At 62.0% G+C, this 20,096-nt stretch carries 21 protein-coding genes; 5 read left to right on the plus strand and 16 right to left on the minus strand.

Annotation, left to right across the window (positions count from 1 at the left end; translation table 11 throughout):
• Positions 1-385: 385 nt before the first annotated feature.
• Both BHAP_RS02860 and BHAP_RS02865 read left to right on the plus strand, forming a co-directional pair.
• Complete coding sequence (locus tag BHAP_RS02860; RefSeq protein ID WP_241519550.1) at positions 386-1,450, plus strand: CHAP domain-containing protein; 1,065 nt, start codon at positions 386-388, stop codon at positions 1,448-1,450.
• A gap of 21 nt (positions 1,451-1,471) precedes the next feature.
• On the plus strand, positions 1,472-2,716 hold the full coding sequence (locus BHAP_RS02865; protein WP_223847559.1) for a hypothetical protein: 1,245 nt from the start codon (positions 1,472-1,474) through the stop codon (positions 2,714-2,716).
• 6 nt (positions 2,717-2,722) lie between these two features.
• On the opposite strand, the gene BHAP_RS02870 is transcribed toward BHAP_RS02865, so the two are convergent.
• The 14 genes from BHAP_RS02870 to BHAP_RS02935 all read right to left on the minus strand — a co-directional run bounded on the left by BHAP_RS02870 (position 2,723) and on the right by BHAP_RS02935 (position 14,711).
• A complete protein-coding gene (locus BHAP_RS02870) occupies positions 2,723-3,349 on the minus strand; it encodes an ABC transporter ATP-binding protein (protein ID WP_055427673.1) in 627 nt (208 codons plus the stop codon).
• A 65-nt stretch (positions 3,350-3,414) separates the two neighbouring features.
• A complete protein-coding gene (locus tag BHAP_RS02875) occupies positions 3,415-4,083 on the minus strand; it encodes a hypothetical protein (RefSeq protein ID WP_055427672.1) in 669 nt (222 codons plus the stop codon).
• A 19-nt stretch (positions 4,084-4,102) separates the two neighbouring features.
• Positions 4,103-4,801, minus strand: coding sequence for a hypothetical protein (locus BHAP_RS02880; RefSeq protein WP_055427671.1), 699 nt, complete (start codon positions 4,799-4,801; stop codon positions 4,103-4,105).
• Positions 4,791-5,642 (minus strand): hypothetical protein, encoded by an 852-nt coding sequence (locus BHAP_RS02885; protein WP_094667176.1) that lies wholly within the window; start codon positions 5,640-5,642, stop codon positions 4,791-4,793. Before BHAP_RS02885 ends, BHAP_RS02880 begins: the two co-directional genes overlap by 11 nt.
• 86 nt (positions 5,643-5,728) lie before the next feature.
• A complete protein-coding gene (locus tag BHAP_RS02890; RefSeq protein WP_174514764.1) occupies positions 5,729-6,136 on the minus strand; it encodes a hypothetical protein in 408 nt (135 codons plus the stop codon).
• Positions 6,137-6,277: 141 nt separating this feature from the next.
• Positions 6,278-7,945, minus strand: coding sequence for a VirD4-like conjugal transfer protein, CD1115 family (locus tag BHAP_RS02895; protein ID WP_094667175.1), 1,668 nt, complete (start codon positions 7,943-7,945; stop codon positions 6,278-6,280).
• Complete coding sequence (locus BHAP_RS02900) at positions 7,942-8,376, minus strand: hypothetical protein (protein ID WP_055427659.1); 435 nt, start codon at positions 8,374-8,376, stop codon at positions 7,942-7,944. Before BHAP_RS02900 ends, BHAP_RS02895 begins: the two co-directional genes overlap by 4 nt.
• Complete coding sequence (locus BHAP_RS02905; RefSeq protein ID WP_055427658.1) at positions 8,373-8,681, minus strand: hypothetical protein; 309 nt, start codon at positions 8,679-8,681, stop codon at positions 8,373-8,375. The genes BHAP_RS02900 and BHAP_RS02905 overlap by 4 nt, the downstream gene beginning before the upstream one ends.
• Positions 8,678-9,391 (minus strand): hypothetical protein, encoded by a 714-nt coding sequence (locus tag BHAP_RS02910; RefSeq protein ID WP_094729293.1) that lies wholly within the window; start codon positions 9,389-9,391, stop codon positions 8,678-8,680. Before BHAP_RS02910 ends, BHAP_RS02905 begins: the two co-directional genes overlap by 4 nt.
• Positions 9,392-9,409: 18 nt before the next feature.
• Entirely contained in the window at positions 9,410-10,867 is a 1,458-nt protein-coding gene (locus BHAP_RS02915; protein WP_211279674.1) for an antirestriction protein ArdA, read from the minus strand.
• Positions 10,867-11,877 (minus strand): hypothetical protein, encoded by a 1,011-nt coding sequence (locus BHAP_RS11845; protein WP_244569275.1) that lies wholly within the window; start codon positions 11,875-11,877, stop codon positions 10,867-10,869. The genes BHAP_RS02915 and BHAP_RS11845 overlap by 1 nt, the downstream gene beginning before the upstream one ends.
• A gap of 39 nt (positions 11,878-11,916) precedes the next feature.
• Entirely contained in the window at positions 11,917-12,813 is an 897-nt protein-coding gene (locus tag BHAP_RS02925) for a PcfB family protein (RefSeq protein WP_094667173.1), read from the minus strand.
• 51 nt (positions 12,814-12,864) lie between these two features.
• Positions 12,865-14,316, minus strand: coding sequence for a relaxase/mobilization nuclease domain-containing protein (locus BHAP_RS02930; RefSeq protein ID WP_094667172.1), 1,452 nt, complete (start codon positions 14,314-14,316; stop codon positions 12,865-12,867).
• Complete coding sequence (locus BHAP_RS02935; protein ID WP_055427653.1) at positions 14,307-14,711, minus strand: MobC family plasmid mobilization relaxosome protein; 405 nt, start codon at positions 14,709-14,711, stop codon at positions 14,307-14,309. The genes BHAP_RS02930 and BHAP_RS02935 overlap by 10 nt, the downstream gene beginning before the upstream one ends.
• A 288-nt stretch (positions 14,712-14,999) precedes the next feature.
• Here BHAP_RS02935 and BHAP_RS02940 point away from each other — a divergent pair, with 288 nt between their 5' ends.
• The gene (locus BHAP_RS02940; RefSeq protein ID WP_055427652.1) at positions 15,000-15,506 is read left to right on the plus strand and encodes a hypothetical protein; all 507 of its coding nucleotides are present in this window, start codon (positions 15,000-15,002) and stop codon (positions 15,504-15,506) included.
• A gap of 28 nt (positions 15,507-15,534) precedes the next feature.
• The gene (locus tag BHAP_RS02945) at positions 15,535-15,867 is read left to right on the plus strand and encodes a hypothetical protein (protein ID WP_055427651.1); all 333 of its coding nucleotides are present in this window, start codon (positions 15,535-15,537) and stop codon (positions 15,865-15,867) included.
• Positions 15,868-15,983: 116 nt separating this feature from the next.
• Here BHAP_RS02945 and BHAP_RS02950 read toward each other — a convergent pair whose 3' ends face one another.
• Both BHAP_RS02950 and BHAP_RS02955 read right to left on the minus strand, forming a co-directional pair.
• Positions 15,984-17,543, minus strand: a complete 1,560-nt coding sequence (locus BHAP_RS02950) for a ParB/RepB/Spo0J family partition protein (RefSeq protein ID WP_055427650.1) — start codon at positions 17,541-17,543, stop codon at positions 15,984-15,986.
• 88 nt (positions 17,544-17,631) lie between these two features.
• Positions 17,632-18,255 carry a DUF4192 family protein gene (locus BHAP_RS02955; RefSeq protein WP_055427649.1) on the minus strand — a complete coding sequence of 208 codons (624 nt, stop codon included), beginning with the start codon at positions 18,253-18,255 and terminating at the stop codon, positions 17,632-17,634.
• Between the two features lie 657 nt (positions 18,256-18,912).
• On the opposite strand from BHAP_RS02955, the gene BHAP_RS02960 reads away from it, so the two are divergent.
• Positions 18,913-20,094 (plus strand): sensor histidine kinase, encoded by a 1,182-nt coding sequence (locus BHAP_RS02960; RefSeq protein ID WP_244569276.1) that lies wholly within the window; start codon positions 18,913-18,915, stop codon positions 20,092-20,094.
• Positions 20,095-20,096: the final 2 nt, after the last annotated feature.

Raw genomic sequence — 20,096 nt, forward strand, 5'->3', positions numbered from 1 at the left:
CATCAGGAACAGTGAATCCGAAGCATCGCACCCGATCGGCACAACAACCGTCAGCGCTTTGAACCGTGGTGTGAAAGCGACACGATCCGTGCTTGAATCGCAATCGACACAGACGGAGACCAGCGAGGACGACAACCCATTATCACCAATGGCCCCCGTAAGCCGGATATGCGACGGCGTGACCGGTATTATTCGCACAAGACATGCGGCAAGAGGTTCGACGGCACGTGCCGCGGCAGGAAGAACGGCTTCGGCTCGTGTCAGACGTGCGAGGCGCTCCGGCAAGACCGTACGATCGGGCGTCCAAGGGGCCAAATCCGCTGCCAGAGCCTCGACGCAGATTGCGAGACAAGTCACGCAGACGGTTTCTCGGGCCGTAACGGCGGTGAAAGCCGGGATCGCAGCATCGGCATCAGCTGCGGTCGGTGTCCCGTTTCTGCTGGGCGCGGTGGCGGTGCTGATGGTCTTCAGTCTGCTGTTGTGGTTCATCCCCACCGTTGCCGTTGGAGATGACGGCGGTTGTGAAGCCAGTGTGATCGAGGTCCCGGACGAGGCGAAACCATGGGTGAGCGAGGCGGCTCGATCGAGCGGATTGAGCGCGGATTTCATCGCGGCGATCATGAAGCAGGAATCCGGTTTCCGACCGGATGCATATGCCGACGACAGCAACGGAGGAACCTGGGGATTGCTGCAGATGAACAGGAGCGTATGGCGCGGCGTGCACCCCGAAGGCGCCGACCAGACACCACCTGAAGGCATCACCGAGCCCATGGTCCACGCCCATTACGGCGGCATGTATCTGAAAAACCGCTTGGAAGGCGTCAAACAACTCAAGGCCAAGCACCCGGGCATGCCGTTCGCCGAGCTTGACGACCTGACGGCTTTGGTCATCGCCCATAACGCGGGCGAAGGCAACCTCATGAGGTACCCGGATATTCCCAACATCACCAAACGGTATCTCGACAACGTGAAGCCGGCGATTGATGCGGGAGGCGGCTGTTCGGCCACGGCAGGACGAACCATCGGCAAGCTCACGCCACCGTTGGTCATGCAGTCTGGCACTCTGAACGTGGATGTGGCGGCGACCGGCACGCCCGTGGGCAAGATCACCACCTATGAAACCGGCCAATGCACATGGTGGGCGGCCGCCCGCCGATTGCAGATCGGCAAACCTGTGGACGGTTACATGGGCGACGGCTGGATGTGGGCGTCAAGCGCCAGAAAATTCGGATACCCGACGGGCGGCGGCATACAGCTCGGCGACGTGGCGAGCTTCGCCAAAGGCTATCTCGGCGCAAGCGCCGATTACGGACACGTCGCCATCGTCGAGGAAATCAAGGACGACGGCAGCATCGTCGTCAGCGAATCCGGCGGCGGCCTTCCATACGCATGGCTCAGGACCCTTACCAAGGAGCAGGCCAACAATCCCAGCATCACTTACATCCACTAATCCCGAGGGAAGGAAGGAAGCATGCGCCGCATCAATCCCAAGCTTGACCCTTGCGAGCTTTCCGATCTTATGAGCGATTCCGCCAACTGGGATCTCCTCATGCAAATCCGCAATCATCCCAGTACATGGCCGGAACTCGACCAGTGGGCTGCGCATGCCATTGCAGACCCTGAAACCGCTGGGGCTCCACCGGAACCGTTGACAGACGGAAAACCCAAGCACCGGCTGCTTCCCATCACACCCATCATCGATGATGAGCTGCCTCGCGATGCACGGAACAACAGCACTCCCGTATCCAAGCTTGACAAACAGAAGGGAACGACGATAGACACACCAATGGGGGTAGGGGAACATGCCAAGGATGATGTGTCCTTGGCAGAAGATTCATCGGCTGACAGCACGGATGAGGTGGCCGTCCATCGGCATATCCCTTTTACCCACATCGCCGGCATCATGCTCGTTCTGGTCATCGCAGCAGGATCAGCCGCAGGCCTTGTCATGGCGAAGAAGAACTACGACCATCAGGCGGCGCTCACGTCATGCAATCACGCAATCAAGCAATCTGACATAGTGCGGATTGAATGGAACAAGGCATTGAAACAGGCGGAACCATATGCGAAGTTCCAGGATAAAGACGTGCGGGATCCCAAGTCTTTGGAACTGCTTGGCAAAATCATGCAATATCAACCATCGATCTCAACAGAAAATTGCAATCCGAGTCTGACGGCCGACCGTCTCGATCGCACTCGTGCAGAAATAGGGAGAGCGAATAACCAGCTCAGAACCCAGATCAGGAACCTGCATGACACAGTTGACACGGTCAAGGCATCACAGGAACAACAACAGATCGACAACGCACAGAACGCACTGAGCCAAACCATTGAAGACGCCGATAGGTTCTACAAAGAATCCGCGAACAAGGTCAGAGACGACAACACCCGCGCACGACTCAATGAGCAGATCACCCATGCACGACTCATGATGCGCGACCATCAGGATCTTGATGTCTATAACAGAACCATCCAGGACCTCAACGAAGTCATGCAAATCGTCCGGGATTCCATGACGGCTGTAGTAGAGAACGAGGAAATATCCGAGGCGGGCCGTTCGGATGGTTCCACGCATCCAGGATCGGATTCCCAATCATCGAACCGACAACCCGCACCATCAGCGGAAGGTTTATCCCAGCCAGTCACGCGAGGCAATCCCACTTGGGACGTACCTGGGCAATCGGCAACCCCCTCATTCCCCGACCGGCTGGGATAGTACTGCTCATCCGAGTTTGCCGTCGGTCATGGTGTAGAGGTGGTCGGCGATTTGGTTGAGTTCATCGCTGTGGTGGGAGGCGATGATGGCGGTCCGTCCCATGTCGCGCTGACGTTTCATCTCATTGAGGAAGATATCCACGGAGTGTTCGTCAAGGCCGTTGGTGGGCTCGTCGAGCAGGATGAGATGCTGATGCTCCATGAGGGCCTGGACGATGGCGAGCTTCTGGCGCATGCCCAGGGAGAACGACTTGACCTTCTCGTGCCTGTGGTCGTTCAGTCCGAACAACGTCAGCAGCCGTGTGGTCTCCCGCTCGTCGTAGGTATGGTTGATGCCGGCGAGATAGCGCAGGTTGGCGTCTGCGGTTTCGGAGGGCATGAATCCGGGGTTCTCGATAATCACACCGACCATGTCGGGGAGCTTGCGGTTGAATTCGACCGTTTTGCCGTTGATGGTCACGGTCCCGCGGTCGGGACGGATGAATCCGCATACGGCCCGCAACAGCATGGTCTTGCCGGAGCCGTTGGCGCCGACCACGCCGTATATCCGTCCCCGTTCGAAGTCGGCGTTCACGTCTTTGAGGACGGTCCTGCCCTTGAGCGTCTTGGTGAGGTTCCTGACCTGCACGTACATGATGTTCCCCTTTCGCTGGTAACAAAGTGGTTGGTTTTCCGATTGGCGACGTCATCCCGACCTCTTCAGAGAATCTGCATCCGATTGAACGCGATCAGGTTCGCCGCGGCGCATATGAGGATCGTCAGGATGGCCGCGGGCATCCAGTTCGGTACGTGAAGCGGACCGACGGCGAGCAGCCACTGCTGCGGTTCCGAGAACGACATGAGCAGTCCCAGCAGTACGACCACGACGAAGTAGCCAGCGATGCGCGACCCCGACAAGTAGCCAAGGTTCGCGGTCAGCATCGCAGCCAGCAGCACGCACGCCGCGCACACGGCCGAACCTGCGAACGCGACCGGGTCTTCGTCCGGGAACATGATCCGCTGGGCCACGGCTTGGATCAGGGTGTAGACGACGCAGTACACGGTGATCATGAGCAGGTAGGCGAGGAACCGTCCCGGTCCCCGGCCGCGTCTGACGTACACCATGCACTCGGGCACGGCGAGCCATTCCGAGAACTGCTCCAACGGGATCGCCATACCGAACAAAGCGTACACCAGTGCATACATGTTGTACGCCAGCCCCGGAGTGAACGGCGAATCCGACGAGCGGAACATGCCGATGAACACGCCCGGATCCATACCGCTGATCAGGAACCGGTACACGACCACCGCGTAGATGACGAGCAGCATCGCGCGCAACCCGTTGCGCCGATGTAGCGACTGCAGGAACCGGGCCATCTGCCACTTCATCCGACCACTATCGTTCATGTCACGCCTCCAACCTGTCCATGTGTCCAAAGGCGACGACGTTCGCGACGACGAGCAGCAGACACCAGCCGACGAACGGCGCCACCTGCCCGACGAGCACATCCGACCAATAAGGACTGATCGGATACCAGAAGTAGTACACGTACCGGGTCACCTCGCCCGTCAACGGCAGCAGCATCCAATTCGCCAACAGCAGGATGGCAATCAGCACCGGCAGCGTCCGCGAGAACGGCAGCCCGCAGTTCGCCAGCAGCAGCACCAGCAGCGACACGGCCACGCACATCATCACCGTCTGCACCGTCAGCATCGCCGTCAGCGACAGCGAGCCCGGCTCGAACGGCCGGCCGAGCAGGACGAACTCGGTCAGTGCGAACACCACACCCGAGCACGCCCCTGTCAACAGGCCCATCAGAGTCAGCCACGCGAGGTTGTGCCGCAACTCGTTCCTCGGATCGCGGCGCACCCGTTCGAACGCGCCATACCTCGCACTGCCCGCGCCCACCGCGATCAGACACGGCGGCAACGAGCACAAAGTGGCGCCCACACGCATGAACCCGATGTAATCGTCGTGCAGGGATGGGGCCAAGCCCCCGTATAGCAGACTCACGGCGCATACGGCGCCGATCAGGGACACCAGCCCCACTGCGATACGCATCACCCGTGGCGCGGTCCGGAACGGATGGAACAGATCAGAGCACATCGCGGGCCTCCTTCACCCGCGCGAGCACCAGCGAGCAGACCGTCATCCCGACCGTCATCAGGAGCATCCCCAAGTAATTGCGCCACGCGGTGCCAGGCGCATCCCAATGCGAGAAATTCAGGAAGATGATCTGGCTCCACTCGTCGGGAACCAGGCCACCGGTCAGCGCGGGCAGCATCCACCACACCAGACTCGCCACGAACGGGACCAGCAGCTCCACATGCCTGCGACGGATGAACAGGGACGAGCCCAACGCCAACAGGGCGAACGCACCCGACAAGACAAACACCAACAACAGGATCACCGCAATCAGCAACGGCTGACTCATCCTGTACAACGGATACGCCCACGACGACGAATCAATCAGTACATATTTAGGCAGCATCATGCCATTCTCATCCGCCGATGTACCTTCGATGAACGACAACTGTGGTGTCCGAACAGCCGAAACCAACAGGTTGACGATCAACGGCAACACCCCACCCAAGCCACCCAGCACAAAACCGGACAGCATGCTTGTATGCAAAAGCGCGGAACGTCCCTCGCGCGGAAGCATGTTCAGCAGGCGACCGCTACGCTCCTCCACCGCCCACACGCTCCCACCCATCAGGGCCGCGAAGAACGGCAGCAAATACAGATACAATGTGGATGCCGAACCATACTGGTTGAATAGCATCACATCCTTCAGGAGCGATGGCGCACTTTCCCTGATTCGATACCCCGCGTGGTACGTGGTCCAATACTGCACCGCCATCAGCATTACAGACATAGCCACGACAACCAGCAAACGAACACTGCACACGTTTCGCGCCAACTGCCGACGGAATACAAATCTATTCATGCTTTACTCCCTACTCCCATATCGTTCTAATGACGATGTGGGTGACGCCGAATATGTGGCACCACCCACATCGTTATTAGTCGTTATCAGTTAGAGTCCGGACTCCAGACACCATACGCAGACGTTGCAGAGATGTAGTTCTCTACATTCTGCATACGCAAATGAATTTGCTTGGGGCCGTTCTTGAAAGCGTTATTTGATACAAGAGCACTCTTATTGCTGCGCAGGAATTCAACGCTGGATGACACGTCATCATTGCTGTATCCAAGGGCCCATACCCTAATGGTACGATTCCCAGATACATTATCAGCTCGCACGAAGGAAGCTGAGCTATTCTGCTTCTGCCGGTTAGGGGTATCGAAGGTAGACCAGTTCTTGGCATATCCGCTCCAGCTGCTGCTGCTCACGTTGCCGGCGATTGCCGGTGTTGCGAAGCAGGCCATAGCCAGCATCGGTATGAAAACGCCAAGAAGCTTGCGCTTGACGGTGTTCATGATGACTCTCTCTCTTTTAAGGGTGTACGTCTGACGAGGCTTCACCAGACGCTGAGGATTCATCAACGTCTTTGTGATGAACCTCACATTTATACTGGCACTTTATTCAAAACGCTGCCTGTGAAAAGAGGGGTTTGTCATCTATAGATGACAAACCTTATTGCTAAGGAACGGCGGTATGCCTCTGAGTAGGTAGATGCACTGGTTGGCAGGTATGCGTCCGAGTTCGTCCGGGGTGAGGAGTTTTCGGGCGTTCTTACGGGTGCTGCGCGTCCAGCTGCCGTTGAGGCCTTTGGTTTCGCTGGTTTCGATGACGTCGATGGTCTGGTCTCCGAGTCGGTCGCTGATGTATTTGGTGGTGCTGGGTTCGTTGCCGCCGAGGAAGAGCTGGCTGTCGCAGTTGCCGGCAATGGTTTCCCAGTCATCCCGATAGAGGCTCTTGCCTTGGCTGACGGTCTGGAGGATGATGCTGCAGCTGATGCGTCGGCTTCGTATGGTGGCGATGAGCCTTACGAAGTTGGGGATTTTGCCGATGTTGGCGAATTCGTCGAGCATGCAGTGCACGTCGCGGTCGAGCACGCCGTCGGGTTTGGCGTCGGCTTTGCGCACGAGTGTTTCGAAGAGGCATTGGTAGAAGACGCTGGCGATGAAGGAGAACGTGGCGTTGGTGTCGGGCAGTTCGAGGTAGATGATGCGTTTGCCTTGGTCGAGGGTTTCGAGCCGGATGTCGTCGCCGTCGAGGATCCGGCGTACCTCGCGCACTTGGAGAGGTGAAAGGTGGACGCCGGTGGTGATGATGATGCTTTTCTTGGTTTCGCCGGCGCCTTTGAGGAACGTGTTGTATTGGGCGCATGCGAACGCGAGCCCGTCGAGCATGCTCCGGGTCTCCTCATCGTAGTCGTCGGGGTGTTCGCGCATGCGGTGGATTTCGGTTTGGGCTTCGGCAAAGAGCGCATCGATGATGTATTCCTTGTCTTCGTCCTGTTCGCTGGCTCCCATTCGGTCGAGTGTGTCGGTGACTTGGTTGAGGGTGGGGTTGTTTTCGGTGTAGTAGGTCCATGCGATGAGGGCGCATAGGAGTGCTTTTTCGGCGTCCTGCCAGAAGCTGTCTCCGGTTTTGCGGTCTCCGTTGGCGTTGGTGACGAGGTTGTCGGTCAGACGCAGGATCGCGGATTGGGGTTCTTCGGGGTCGATGTAGCGCATGGGGTTGAACCGGTCGGACCGGTCGAGGTGGATGAGGTCGAGCGTGTTGACTTGGTATCCGCGATCGCGCATGGCGTGTTCCGTGTCACGTTTGAGTTCGCCTTTGGGGTCGGTGACGGCCCAGTTCATGTCCACGGACAATAGGTTGGGTTTGACGTAGTAGCGGGTTTTGCCGGAGCCTGATGAGCCGAGCAGGAGCGCGTTGAGGTTGCGCAGGGTGCGTCGCGTGTCTATGGAGAGCCGTTCGGTCGCGGTGAATCGAATGTTGCGGGATTCCACGGGGTCGATGAACGGTTTGATGTCCTTCGGAGTGCCCCAGTGGGCGGAACCGTGTTCCTCGCCGCTGCGCAGGTTCAGGCGCGCCGTGTACTTGTATGCCCAAATCAGCAGGCCGACTCCCATTGCGGCGAGTCCGCACAGCAAATCGGTATGGTTCGTGGATAGGTGGAATGGATGGTACAGGTCGAGCCAGAATCTGTTCATCAGGTCGATCACGCTCGTGCCTTCATCCAGGTCGGTGCGTATCTGGTAGCCGATCTTGTCGCCCAGCCAGAACAGTGTGAGCAGTCCCATGGCCGCGGGCAGTATGGCCTGTAGGCGTTTCATTGGTTTCCCTTGTCTCCTCCCACGCTGACGCGGTGCTGCGTCATGGTTCTTCGTATGTCATCTCCAACGAATGCTTCGGCCGCTTGCGAAATCCGACTGTTGATGCGGTGTTCGGCGCGGACGCGGATGTTCGTGAGCGTCTGTTCCCTAGTCCATGGCGGATCGTCGGCCGCGGGCTGCATGACGGCGGTGTCCGCTTGCAAAGGCTTATCGCGTCCGAGTGCCGGCTGTCTGTTTCCCGCGTCGGCGGCGCTGGTGATGCGCGTGAGACCTTGGCGGTTCTCGATGGTGTCGCCTCCGTCGCACATCGCGGCAAGGATGCGTCCCACGGGTGTTTCCGCATCGTAGATGGCCGAGTTCCCGCGTGTGATTGGAGTGCCAACGGTTTCCTCGCCTGCATCGATGATCGTGATTGTTCGCGCCGTGTTCACGGGAGTGTGTCCTTGACGCTGGTGTGCAGGGCCATCTCGTCGGCCAGGATGTACACTTCGTCGGCGTTTTCCTCTTCGTGGATGATGCCGTGGACGATGAGTCGTCGTCCCTGCAGTGCGCTCTGTTCGCGCAGGTATGTCGCATGGTCTCCGGCCGCGTGCACGCGGATGATGAGCGGCGTGTCCATGGTGCCGGCGTTCACGGTCAGGGTTGCCGTCGTCCTGCCGTCGCCGTCGGTGTGGAATCTGGCGTCATCGGTGAGGATGCCGCGCGCATAGGCCTGCGGATGTCGGGCGTCGATCATCGGCTCGGCCTGCGTTTTCTGATGGGTTTGTCGATGTTCGGGGCTTTGCCTTGGACGGCGTTGATGGCGTCTCGACCGATGGCGCGGGCGTCGCGGCCGCCTCCGGTGAGCGCGTCGGATTCGGCGCGGGCCTTGGACACCCGAACGTGTTTGGAGGCGAGCGTGTCGAGGGCCTGTTCCCGTGCGGCCATGACCCGGATGCTCCACGGGTCCCGGTAGTCGTCGATCGGCTGGCTGATGCGGGTGCGGTCGGGCAGTTCGTTGCGTCGGGTCTTGCGGTCCACCGGGTAGGAGCGGCATGCGGGGTTCGCGGATTGGATGTAGTGGATTGCGGTGGCGAGGTCGGCGATGCGTTCCTCCGCCGTTTTGTCCATGTCGATGAGCACGCGGCCTTGCACGTGTTGTTCGTCGCATACGGTGCGCGTCCATGTTTCGTAGTCGCGCACGTCAACGGTGTCCCGTTGTTCGCTGTCGTGCTGGTATCGCGTGGCGTCGAACCGGTAGGTGATGTCGTGCGGGTGCACGTCGGCCGACCATTCGGGCAACGGTTCGATGGGGATCTCGCGCAGGGTGACGAGCCGGTACGGTGGTTCGATGTCCCCGTAGGAGCCTTGGGGCTGGAGGATGCCGAAGCCTTCCATGCGCAGCTCGTAGCCGAGGCGTTTGAGTTCGTCCTGCAGTTGCCGGTAGGCGGTGTCCATGGTGGTCATGCTGGTCTCCTCGGCGGCTTATCGGTTGCGGGTCTTCGTCCGGTCCGGTGTGGACGGATGGGCTGTGGGGTCGTCGGCGCGCTGGCTGGCCCGTTGGCGTATGCCGTCGAGCACCGTGTCCCTGCCTTTCGACGTGTTCGGCTCTTCCTCTTTCGCCGATTTGGGGTTGAAGGAGGTGATGGGTGCGGGCAGCGCGTATCCCTGGTCGATCGGGGTGATGCCGTCGGCGGGGTCGAGTTCGCCGGCGGGTCTGGCGCCCATGGTTTCGGCGAGTATCGAGGCGGCGTCGCCGCGCCCGGTCCGGTCGGCGATGATGCGTTGGAGGGTGTCCTCCAATCCGGCGCTGATGTCGGTGGAATCGGCGGGCATGATGCACTGGTAGACGGGTGCTCCCCAGTTCGTCGCCGTGCCGGCGAGCGTGTATTCCATGATGCGTTCGCTGGGTTCGAGCAGTGATTCGAGCCGGAACGGTTCCCGTGCCGGCATCTGGTCGGGATTGGCGTGTTCTGCTGCGTGTTCGGCGACGAGTCGGGCGAACGTGGCCGAGCCTGAGGGCATGTCGCCGTCCAGCTGGTCGGCCACCGGTTTGACGAGGCCTTGGACCTGTCGGCGCAGGGTGTCGCCATCGGTGTCGTTGGCCTGCATGATGCGTTCGGTGATGCGCTCCGTGCCGTCCGATCGCATCACGTTGTCGTGCGTGTCTCCCCAGCGCTCGATCATCCGCATTGCGTCGGGGGTCGACTGCGTCGTGGCGTCGAGGCCGGGCTCGTCGTCGGTGTAGGCGTCGATGATCTGCTTGAGTTCCGTGCCGGAATACCGTTTGGTGTCGGGGATGGTGGCGTCGATCAGGAACCCGTGGTCGGCGAGGGTGACGTTGTCGTTGATGGCGGCGTCGCGCCCGTATTTCGCCACGTCGAAGTACATGCCGTATGGTCCGTCAAGGAGTTTCGCGAGTTCCGTGCTTTGGTTGACGCAATGCCAGCCGTACATCTCGTCCAGGTCGGGCGTGTTCTCCTGCGTGATGCCTTGCGGCGGGTCGTAGGTCATGTATTCGATGTCCTCGGATTGGACGAGCAGGTTCGCCAGTCCGATCGGGTCGTGCACGCCGTTCATATCGGCCGCCAGCCGTACCGCCTCCAATGCTTCGGGCTGGTCTTGCGTGAAGATCCGGGCGGCTTGCGCGAGCGTGTTCAGGGAGTGGAGGTCTTCGTATTCGCCGGGCCGGTAGTCGAGTGCGGCGAGCAGGCCCGTGTATTCGTGGTCGAAGATGCCGTATTCCTCATAGGTGACGCCTCCTTGGCGTCCGATCTCATAGGCTTGCTGCGCGTCGAGCGTCAGTCCGACCTGTTCGGTGAGGAACCGGTTGATCCGCTGCTCGTCCGTGGGCAGGCGCAGCCATCCGCCGATGAGCGTGCCCTCGTTGTATCGTCCGAGGTTGCCTACCCATACGTTGATCGTCAGGTCGTCTTCCGCCATCATCGGCTCCTTGTCTGTGATTGCTGTGATTGCGTCCGCGTTCTTGCCGGCGTGGTGGATGGTGTTTGCGTGCGGCGTTCGGCCCTGTCCTTGATGGCGTCGAGTGTCCGGCTCTTGCCGATGGTCCGGGATTGCGAGGCCGTCTGTTCGGGGGTCTCCGGCCCGGAGGCTTCCACGGGTGTTTCCTCGCCGGTCCGGGTGCCGGGGGTGGCGGTGACCGGTTTGTTTTCGGCGCGTTGCCTCGCGTAGGCCAAGCGTTGCGCTTTGACCGCCCGGCATAGCTGCCATGCGTCGTCGATGCGCATGGTCTCGCGCTGTTCGCCTTTGCCCCGCCAAAGTTCCACTGGTTCTCCGGGTTTGAAGCTGACGGTCACGTCGCGTCCGTTCAGTTTGGCGTCCCGTGCATGGTCGGTCAGGAAGCGGTCGAGCTGCCATCCGGTCAGGTCCACGCCGCGGATGCTGGTGCCCTGCGGTATCGCCACGCGCATCTTGTCGAACATGCGCCCGTCCTTGGAGGTCATCCGGTACAGGTGCACGTAGCTGTTGGGGAAGTTCACGCGCGGCCATATCTCCCTTGCGTTTTCCCCGACTGCGGGTTTCGCCGGCGTATCTCCGCCGGGCCGGCCGACAGATGTTGCGTTCCGCCGCGGCTCCGGGGCCGGCGCCTGCGCGTTCATGGAGTGATCGGGCTGCCATTGCGCCGGCGTCTGCATGACGTCGGGAGTGTTCCATGATCGTGCGGCCTGTGTTCGGATGCGTTGGCCGATCTCGTCGGAGGCCTGGGCGAGATCCGTTCCGGGGAAGCTGATTGCGGCGTCGGGCCATGCCTGGTTGTGGCGTCGGATTGCGTCGTCGATGACAATGCGGGAGACTTGACCCAGCCGATTGTCCTGCGGCATGCCGGCGGCCGCGTATTGCTCGCCGCGCCGTGCGATGTCCACCAAGGCTTGCCGGTCGTTGTCGATGAGGTTGTCCATGAGCCAACGCGCGTTGGCTGAAAGCTCGGGCATGGCGATGTTCCTTTCCGGTCATGGTCGTCGCGCATCCGTTCACCGGGTACGGACGCGTTGCTTCGAGGGTGTGGCGCGGCGTTGGCCTTCGATGCGTTTGCCGGCCCGCAGATGGATGTCGTTCAGGGTCTGCTGTTTGGTTTTGGGGCGGCGCACGCCGCCGTCCGGGGCGGGGATGTCCATGCGGTTCCAGTCCAGGCCCCGTGAGCGTGCGGTCAGGGTTTCGATAGTGTCGGCGATCCGTCTGGCCTGGCCGGCCGGATAGGTGAAGCGCACCGTGTCGTCGGCGACCCGTTGCGTGTGGTGGGGTATGTGGAGCCGGTCGAGCTGGTCGGTGATGATCGCGGCGTCGCGGTCCCAGGGCACCGTGCGGAAGTCGAAACGGCCGTTCGATGGTGATTCGGCGTCGAAGGCGAGGCGCAGCGCGTCGTCGGATGGTTCGAGGAACGGGTTCGACTCCTCCCGGTCCGGCGTCGTCTCCGTGGGCGGCCGCACTGGGTCGGTGTCGCCGGGTTCGTGGATCGTGGCGGTCTCCTGCCGGGCGAGCTCTCGGTTGAGACGTTCGACGATGCGTGAGACGACGTGGTTGACCTCGTCGGCGTCCCTGCCTTGGAAGTGGAGGAAGGTGCGGCCGGTGTCGCGGTCGTGTTCGATATGGAAGGTGATGCCGGCCTTTTTCAGGTCGTGTTCGAGCTGTCGGGCGTATCGTCCGGTGACTTCCTGCACGTTGATCGGCTCGCCGGTGCGGTGCAGGGTTTTGCTGTCCACCTTGCCGGTGGTCCTGATACGCCGCAGCGTCTCGCCGGTGGCGTGCACGCCGATGCCGAGCAGGTGCAGCGCCTTGTCGAGCCCGTATTTGGTCACGTCGATGATGACGCGCGTGCCTTGCTCGCTGACGCGCATCATGAGTTCCTGTGCCTGGTCCTCGGCCGCCATGGGGTTCTCCCGTCATCCGTCGTGGTTCGTTGCGTTCCAGCTTCCGCCGGCTCACCGGTTCCTGCGGCGGACACGATGCCCGTCATCGCGGCGCTGTGTGCGCCGTGTGTTGTCGGAGCGTTCGCTTGTCGGCGTGGTGCGTGCGATGAGTCGTCGCAGGGCGAGGGCGTCGGATGCCAGATCGCGGGTCTCCCGTTCCTCGATGGCGAGCTGCGCCTCCAATCCCGCGACGTCGGCTCCCCGATCGTGGTTGTCGGCGATGAGCGCGATCAGGGCGCGCATGTGCTTCGCGTTGAGTTCGACGGAGTCGGTGAGTCGGCCGAGCGTCGCCAGTCGGCCGTCGCCTTCGTCGATGACCTGGGCGAGTACCTTGAGTTCGCGCAGGCTGTCGGCGAGTCGGTCGCAGGCGATTGCCTGACGCAGCGCGCGTCCGTTCACGCCGGTCAGGTCCCGGCCGTCGAACCGTTGACGGCAGTAGTCCTCCAGTCGCAGCGTGGGCCGTGCGAACCATGCGTACAGGCCCTCGCAGTCCGTCGATCGCACATAGCCGCCGTTCCCGTCGGTGAGCACTTGTCTGACGTCGTCGGACAGGTAGGCGTGCCAGATCCTTCCGTCACGCACGAGCCGGTCGCACGGTATGGACAGGCGCAGGCGTCCGTGCGTGCCGGGCACTCGAACGGTCACCGCCGTATCCGTCCGACGGGCGATCATGGCCTCGTGGAAGGTGATCTCGCTGAGTGTGCGCCGGTGGATCTTGCCCATGATGGCGAGCATGTTGTATGCCACGCCCAGTCGCCGGTCTCGGATTCCGCGTGTCTGCCCGCGTGGCGTGTAGGTGATGCGTCCGCCGCGCACGGTCGCGTTGACGCCGAGCGTCGCGAGTTCGCGGCGGAAGCCCGCGAAGTCATGGGCGTTCATGCAGGCCGTGTCGATGCTGGTGCGCAACCGGTCCTTGAGGTTGCCGCCTCTGGCGCTCAGATGGAGTTCCCCGATCGACGGGGCCACGCGCCCGGACTGTTCCGGCATGAGGGTGTGCAGGCCGTATTCGCGGCATAGCCGGTCGCTGATCTTCCGCCATTCGCCCAGGGTTCCTTTCCTCAGACGCAGGGCCTTGCCTGTGATCCGGTCTGCCGGGCAGATGAGGATGTGGTTGTGCATGTGGGATCTGTCGGTGTGGGTGGCAATCACGTAGTCGTGCGTGCCTCCGGTGATCTCCCGGACGAACCGTTCCCCGATCAGATGCGCCAATCGGGGCGTGACCTGGTCGGTGGGATCGAACGATTGGATCACGTGCAGCGCCAACACGGCCCCCTGCCGGCGTGAGCCGCCTTTCGTGGCGTCCAACGCACATTCGAAGCCTCGGGCGATGGACTCGGCGTCCGTGATGTCATCGCCGACGGTGGTCGAGGCCCACCGGTAGCCGTCGGTCTTGGCCGGGTTCGTCACGTAGGTGATGCTGCGGGCAAGCGTGCTTTTGATCTTGCCGATCTTGACTACAGCCATTCGGGCACCCCTTTGGGGTCAACGTCGGTCTCCACCCGGATGCGCAGGCCCGCGACCAGCCGTTCCGCCTGGCGCAGCTCGTCGAACACGCGCGAGAGCATGGCCAGGTCCGTCTCCCGCGTGGTGTTCGCGTGACGGGCGATCTGGTTGACGTTGTTGCCGATCCTCGCCAGTTGGGCGCTCACGTCATGCAGGTTCGCGGGCACGGTGATGTTGACGCGGTGGGCGCATCTGATCCTGTTGCGGGCGAACGCCATCCATCCCACGGGCCTGAGCCCGGCCTGGATGCGCTGACGGTTCTCCACTTTGAGCGAGTCCGCCACCCACCGCCATTCCTCCTCGCTGAACGTGACCGCCTTGCGGATCGTCCTGGAACGGTTGCCTTTCCAACCCATCGGCGCCTCCTCATATCGGGTTCCACGGGTGTCCCGCGATCGGCCCCGAGCCTCGCGGGGCCGCGCCGGTGTACGTACACCGGCGATGCTTGCTACGCACCAACCGCCCCTCCGGGGAGGGGATGGTTGCGCACCGGTCAGTTTCGCCTTGGCGCCACGCCATGCGCGGCGGACTTCAGGTCACGTTTCGCATGCCGACGCCGGTTCCGTTTCGTGTCCGCCGGCATCATTGCCGGCGTCGTTCTACGATGCGGGGCAGTGAAGAACAATCACCGTGAGGAGACCGTCATGGCGAAGCCGAGGGAACGCAACCGGGCGATGCGCGCCATCGCCGACAACGCATTGGATGCCGAGTTGGAGGCGCTTCGGCGCAAACGCGGCGAACTGTCGCGTTTGGGTATCCTGCTGGACGATATGCGCTGGGCCGCGGAACGATTCCGTGACGCCGCCCAATCGTTCTGCGACGACCATCACATGCCTCGTGCCCAGCTCGTGCGCACGCTCAGGATGGAGCCAAGGGAGACGGGCATGGCGTTCCATGCCGTCACGCCCGACTACGGGCAGGCCAATCCCGCCGATAGTCACGGCGAAATCCATGATGGCGAGGATTTGTCCCTCGAATCCGACGGCCGACCGGCATCCGCCGTCGATACGCCGGAGATTGCCCTGACGGAAGACAACGCCGCAACGGCGAATGCGGCCGATGCCGGTGATGCCGGAGAATCCGGTTCGATTGGATTGGACCCGGAGGGATTGCGATTCGGTTTCCCGCGTCCTGGCGGCTACGCTGGATGACATTGGCTACATACGGGAGGTGGCGGCGATGCCGATGCTGCTGGTGATGCTTGGCCTGTCGCTGGCGACGGGCGTGATACGCATGCTGATGCGTGGCGTGGCCTCGTGCCTTGCCCTGTTCGCGCACCCGTTGCGGCTCGTGGTGTTCCTCGTGAACTCCGTGTTCACGGCGTTCGCCATGCTGTCGGGATTGCTCATGCTGGCGTTCCTGCTCATGCATTTCCTCGCCGGCTCGGACGCTCCGGCATTGGACGGCTCGTTCGCGTTGATCGTCGCCACGTTTCTCACGGCCGTGCTTGCGAGCATGCTCATGGATTGGTGCGACGCGCGGCTCCGACGACGCTCCTCCCGCCACGGCTGAACGTCACCCGCCGCCGCTTGGCTCCGGAAGGCGCGGGCGCGCATGCGCCGTCACGTTTCGCCATTCGCGCCCGGACGGGGGCGGAACCCGTATTCCGGTTCCGCCCCGTCCGTCGCTTATTCGGCGTCGTCCGGCTCGCCGGATGCGTCGTCGGCTTGCGACGCCCCATCGTCGTCCGGTTCGCTGTCCTGCCCTATGCCGGTATCCTCGCCATTGTCGTCGTCATCGATTGGTACGAGGGAGCCGTTGAGGGCTTCGGCTTCCGTGTCCGAGGTGCGGTAGCCGAGTGTTTCCAACGCCTCGTACAACGGTGCGGCGTGTTCCGCGATGGTCGCCGCGTCACGCCACGTTTCCCAGCTGACGCGCTCTTCGGCCAAGGCGTAGAGCAGTCCGAACGCGGCCCGTTGCGGGTCGCCGGCAATCATCGCGGTGACGGACTCGCGTAACGGGTCTTCGGCCTCGTCCTCCGGCTTTGCATCATCGGCGTCGTCGCCCGCCGTGCCGATGCCGGTGATTTGCTCCCAGACGTCCTCGGCATGACTGTTCCATTGGTCGAATCCCTCGGTGAGCGTATCGAGCGCGAATCTCGCGGACAGCAGGGCGACGGCTTTGCCGATGCCCTTCGGCTGGGATTTCAGTTCCATGAGATGCGTCACGAACGCGATGCGCAAATCACGGCTTGCCCGCGCGAACTCCTTGGCCGGTGCCGTCTCGCGTTCCTCGCGTTCCCGTTCCTCGCGCCAACGCGCCTCACGCGCCTCGCGGGCCGCGGTCTCGGCCTCCTCGTCCACGGTTTCGTACAGGGCGATGCCGCGCGCCCATGACGCGCCTTCGGCCCGCACTCCAACGACGGGCGTGGCTCCGTCATGGGAGTCGCGCCATGCGTCGATGGCCTTGGCGATGTCGCCCGTGGTCAGCATCGTGGTGCGACGCAATCCCTTTGGCGAGTCATACCAGTTGTCCGTGTTCGGCTGTTCGTCGGCCGCGTCGATGCCCATGCGTTCCAATTCGGCTCGCGCCGTGTCGAGCCATTCGCGCCATGTTCGCTCCTGCCGGGCGTGCTTGACGGCCATGTTCCAGTTCTTGCCGCCTGCCGCCTCGGCGAGCCGTTCCTGAAGGTCTGGATGCCGGTCGAAGTCGGCGATGGTCTCCCAGTCGTCGATGCTCAGCTGGGCCGTTCCGGCCTTGCTTCGCGCGTTCTCGCCGATGGCGGCTATCTTCAGGCGTCGGCGCACCAATGACGTGGAACGGCCGGTGCGTTGCGCTGCCTCGTCCACGCCCACGCCCAAATCGAGAAGCCCCTGATAGCCGTCGGCCTCCTCGATGACGGTCAGGTCGGCGCGCTGGCTGTTCTCCACGAGCATGAGCTCGCGTTGCTCCCGTTCCGACAAATCGGCCACCACGGCGGGTACCCGGCTCAATCCGGCGAGTTTGGCGGCGGCGAGGCGGCGATGCCCGATGACGAGCAGGTAGCGTCCCTGCGGCGTGGGAGTGACGAGCAGGTTTTGCCGGATGCCCTGCGCGCGTATCGAATCCGCGAGTTCCGACACATCGCCCACGTCGCGGCGCGGGTTCGCGGGGTTCGGATCGATAAGTCCCACGTCCAGCATGACGATGTTCGATTCCTCCATGCCTTCGTCGGCCGATACGGGACGTTCGATGATTGCGGTTTCCATGATTGTCTCCTTGAAAAAACAGATGATTGGGGATTGGCTGGGGCTTCCGGAATCGGAAGCCCCAGCCAGATGAATCCACGGCCGACGCTCAGTGGCGGCGGCGTTCCGTCCACGCGGGGCGGATGCCGTGTTCGCTGGCCGCGAGCACGAGGGATGCCAACGAGCAGTCGTCGTCCAAGGCCAAGGCCTTGAGCGCGCGCACCGCGGCGGCGGTCGAACGGTCGGCCATCCACAGCAGGTACGCGCACGACGCCATCGGCTGTGCCTTGTATCCGTCCGGGGCGTCGGCCGTCACCGATTCCAGCAACGCCGTCGCGCGTTCCCCGCGTCTCGTGTCCGGCTGGTAGGCGGCGTCCTTGAACGCCCGTGACAGTTCGCGCATGACCACGGCCGCCGACTCCATCGAATGCGGCTGGGCGTACAGCATGTGCAGTTCGCCGCCGCCCATCTCGCGCAAAGATGCGAGTATCAGCGCGTCCCGCATGCTCAGGCACTCGGTCATCAGCACCGCCAGCGTGACGCGCTCCTCATGGGAGAAGCCTCCCTCGTCGCGCGACAGCAGGCCGTTCCACCTGTCCATCAGGGGTGCGAACCACTTGTCGGCCGCTTCCGCCGGCCCAAGTTCACGCCGGTCCTGAAGGAACCCGTCGCGTACGCGCTTCGCCAGTCCGGTTCCCGTCGTGCGGGTGTCCACCATGTCGTTCATGTCCATCGGTCCTTTCCGTGTGGTTTCCATTTCGGACACCACCCGCCTGCCATGCGCGCAGGCGGAGAGACCGGAGGCGTGGACCGCGACGATCCGGGCAGTAGCGAAGACGGCATGCTGGTCCGCCGTCGCAGCGCAGGCACGGGAGCGGCGCGGGACACGGCGCAGGGAACGCAGACGGAGCGCATGGCATGCTGGTGGTGGCCGCAAACCCCTCGTCAGATTCCGCGCGGCCCACCGCCGCGAGCATGCGAGCGGCCAGACAGCACGGTCATGCGCGCAGCGCATGGACCGGGGCCGCGTTCCCGCGCCGATTGCGGAGAGTATGTCGAACAGCCCCGCCTGGAGCATTCTCTCCGCAAGCGGAGAGGGAAGTCCGCGATAAGTTACTGTCATCCGTAGATGTCAAACAGGAGCCCAGTCATGGACATGCGAGCCTCAAATCGTAGATAATGGGAAAGCTGTATTCTCGGACAACGAAGAAGGCGTAAGGTGCAGGTTGCGAGGAACCATCTCATTATGGGCTCACGCCGGGGTAAGTCATCAGATGGGAGACAAACGTTAGCCGTCACCCCGCGGGATCGATTGATCCTATGGCTTCGTCAGCTCAAAGGGGAACGCCTGCTTCGTTTCACGACGACTCTGATCTGCATCGTTGGCACGATGGGCGTGCTGATCCGCGATTATGTGAAAGAGCGGATGGCAATCGGCACAGGATATTCGTTTATCCGGTTCCTCAACGAGGGAGCGGGAATATGGTACTTCCTTATACTGCTAGTTTTGGGAGCCATAAACGTGACGTTAAGGTCCAGAAGCCCCGTGGCGTTGCTGGCCTTGGAATTCATTGAGCTCTCTCTGGGCGTCCTGTTCGGCGTTGGTCTGCACTCATACACGCAGGTCGCGCTTATCTTGGTGCTTTATCTGTGCATTCGGCTTCCTTTGTATGTTCAGGCCATGTGCGATCTGGCCATGATCTGCATGATCGCAATGCAATACATCTATCCCTCCTATCTGCAGCCTCAATATTTGGCGTTACTGTACTCCGTCGCTTTGGTCGGCATCGCATCCTCACTGTTGTCCATAGCGTGGGAACGGCGAACGTCGAATAGGCTGCTGTCCGAGGCACGGCGAAAGACCGCAATGCTGGCGGAGGAAAAGAATCGTACGGAACGGCGCCTTCGCATGGCCAACGAGCTGCATGACAGTGTCGGTCATGGATTGACCTCGATTATCGCGTTATCGCAGGGAGGTGAGGACTGCATAAGGAATGGCGGCTATTCCGCTTCGCAACTGGCTGATGTCTTAGCAGAGATCACATCGATTGCGAAGGACAGTCTGACCGATACGCGCCGTATACTAAAGGTCTTCAATGAAGAGGAATCGCAGCCGTCTTTGGAACAGGTCGGTCTTGACCCAGTGAATCAGGATGACATCCTGCGTTTACGGGATTGGGACGATATCAGACCCGTACTGGAACACATACGCTCAACCGGAATCATCGTCGTGTTCACCGAAACGGGAAGACGCGTCGAGGACCCCCGCCGTTCGGATTTATGCTTCGCCGTCACTCGCGAGGCACTGACCAATGCCCTTCGGCACGGCGCGGGACTGACCCGCATTGCCGTCTCCTGGAATCATTACCGTGATGGCGGAACAGCAATCACGATCCGCAACGATGGACACGTCTCCGGACACGACACCACCGGCGAGGCATCCGGTCAAAGCAGGAAGCCGACAGGTGGAACCGGACTGCAACGGCTCTCCCAACGCCTTGCGAAAATGGGCGGCACCCTGTCCTATGGGCCATACGGCAATGGCTGGGCGGTCAAGGCACTAATCCCCTGAAA

Source organism: Bifidobacterium hapali (genome assembly GCF_002259755.1).
Classification (GTDB): domain Bacteria; phylum Actinomycetota; class Actinomycetes; order Actinomycetales; family Bifidobacteriaceae; genus Bifidobacterium; species Bifidobacterium hapali.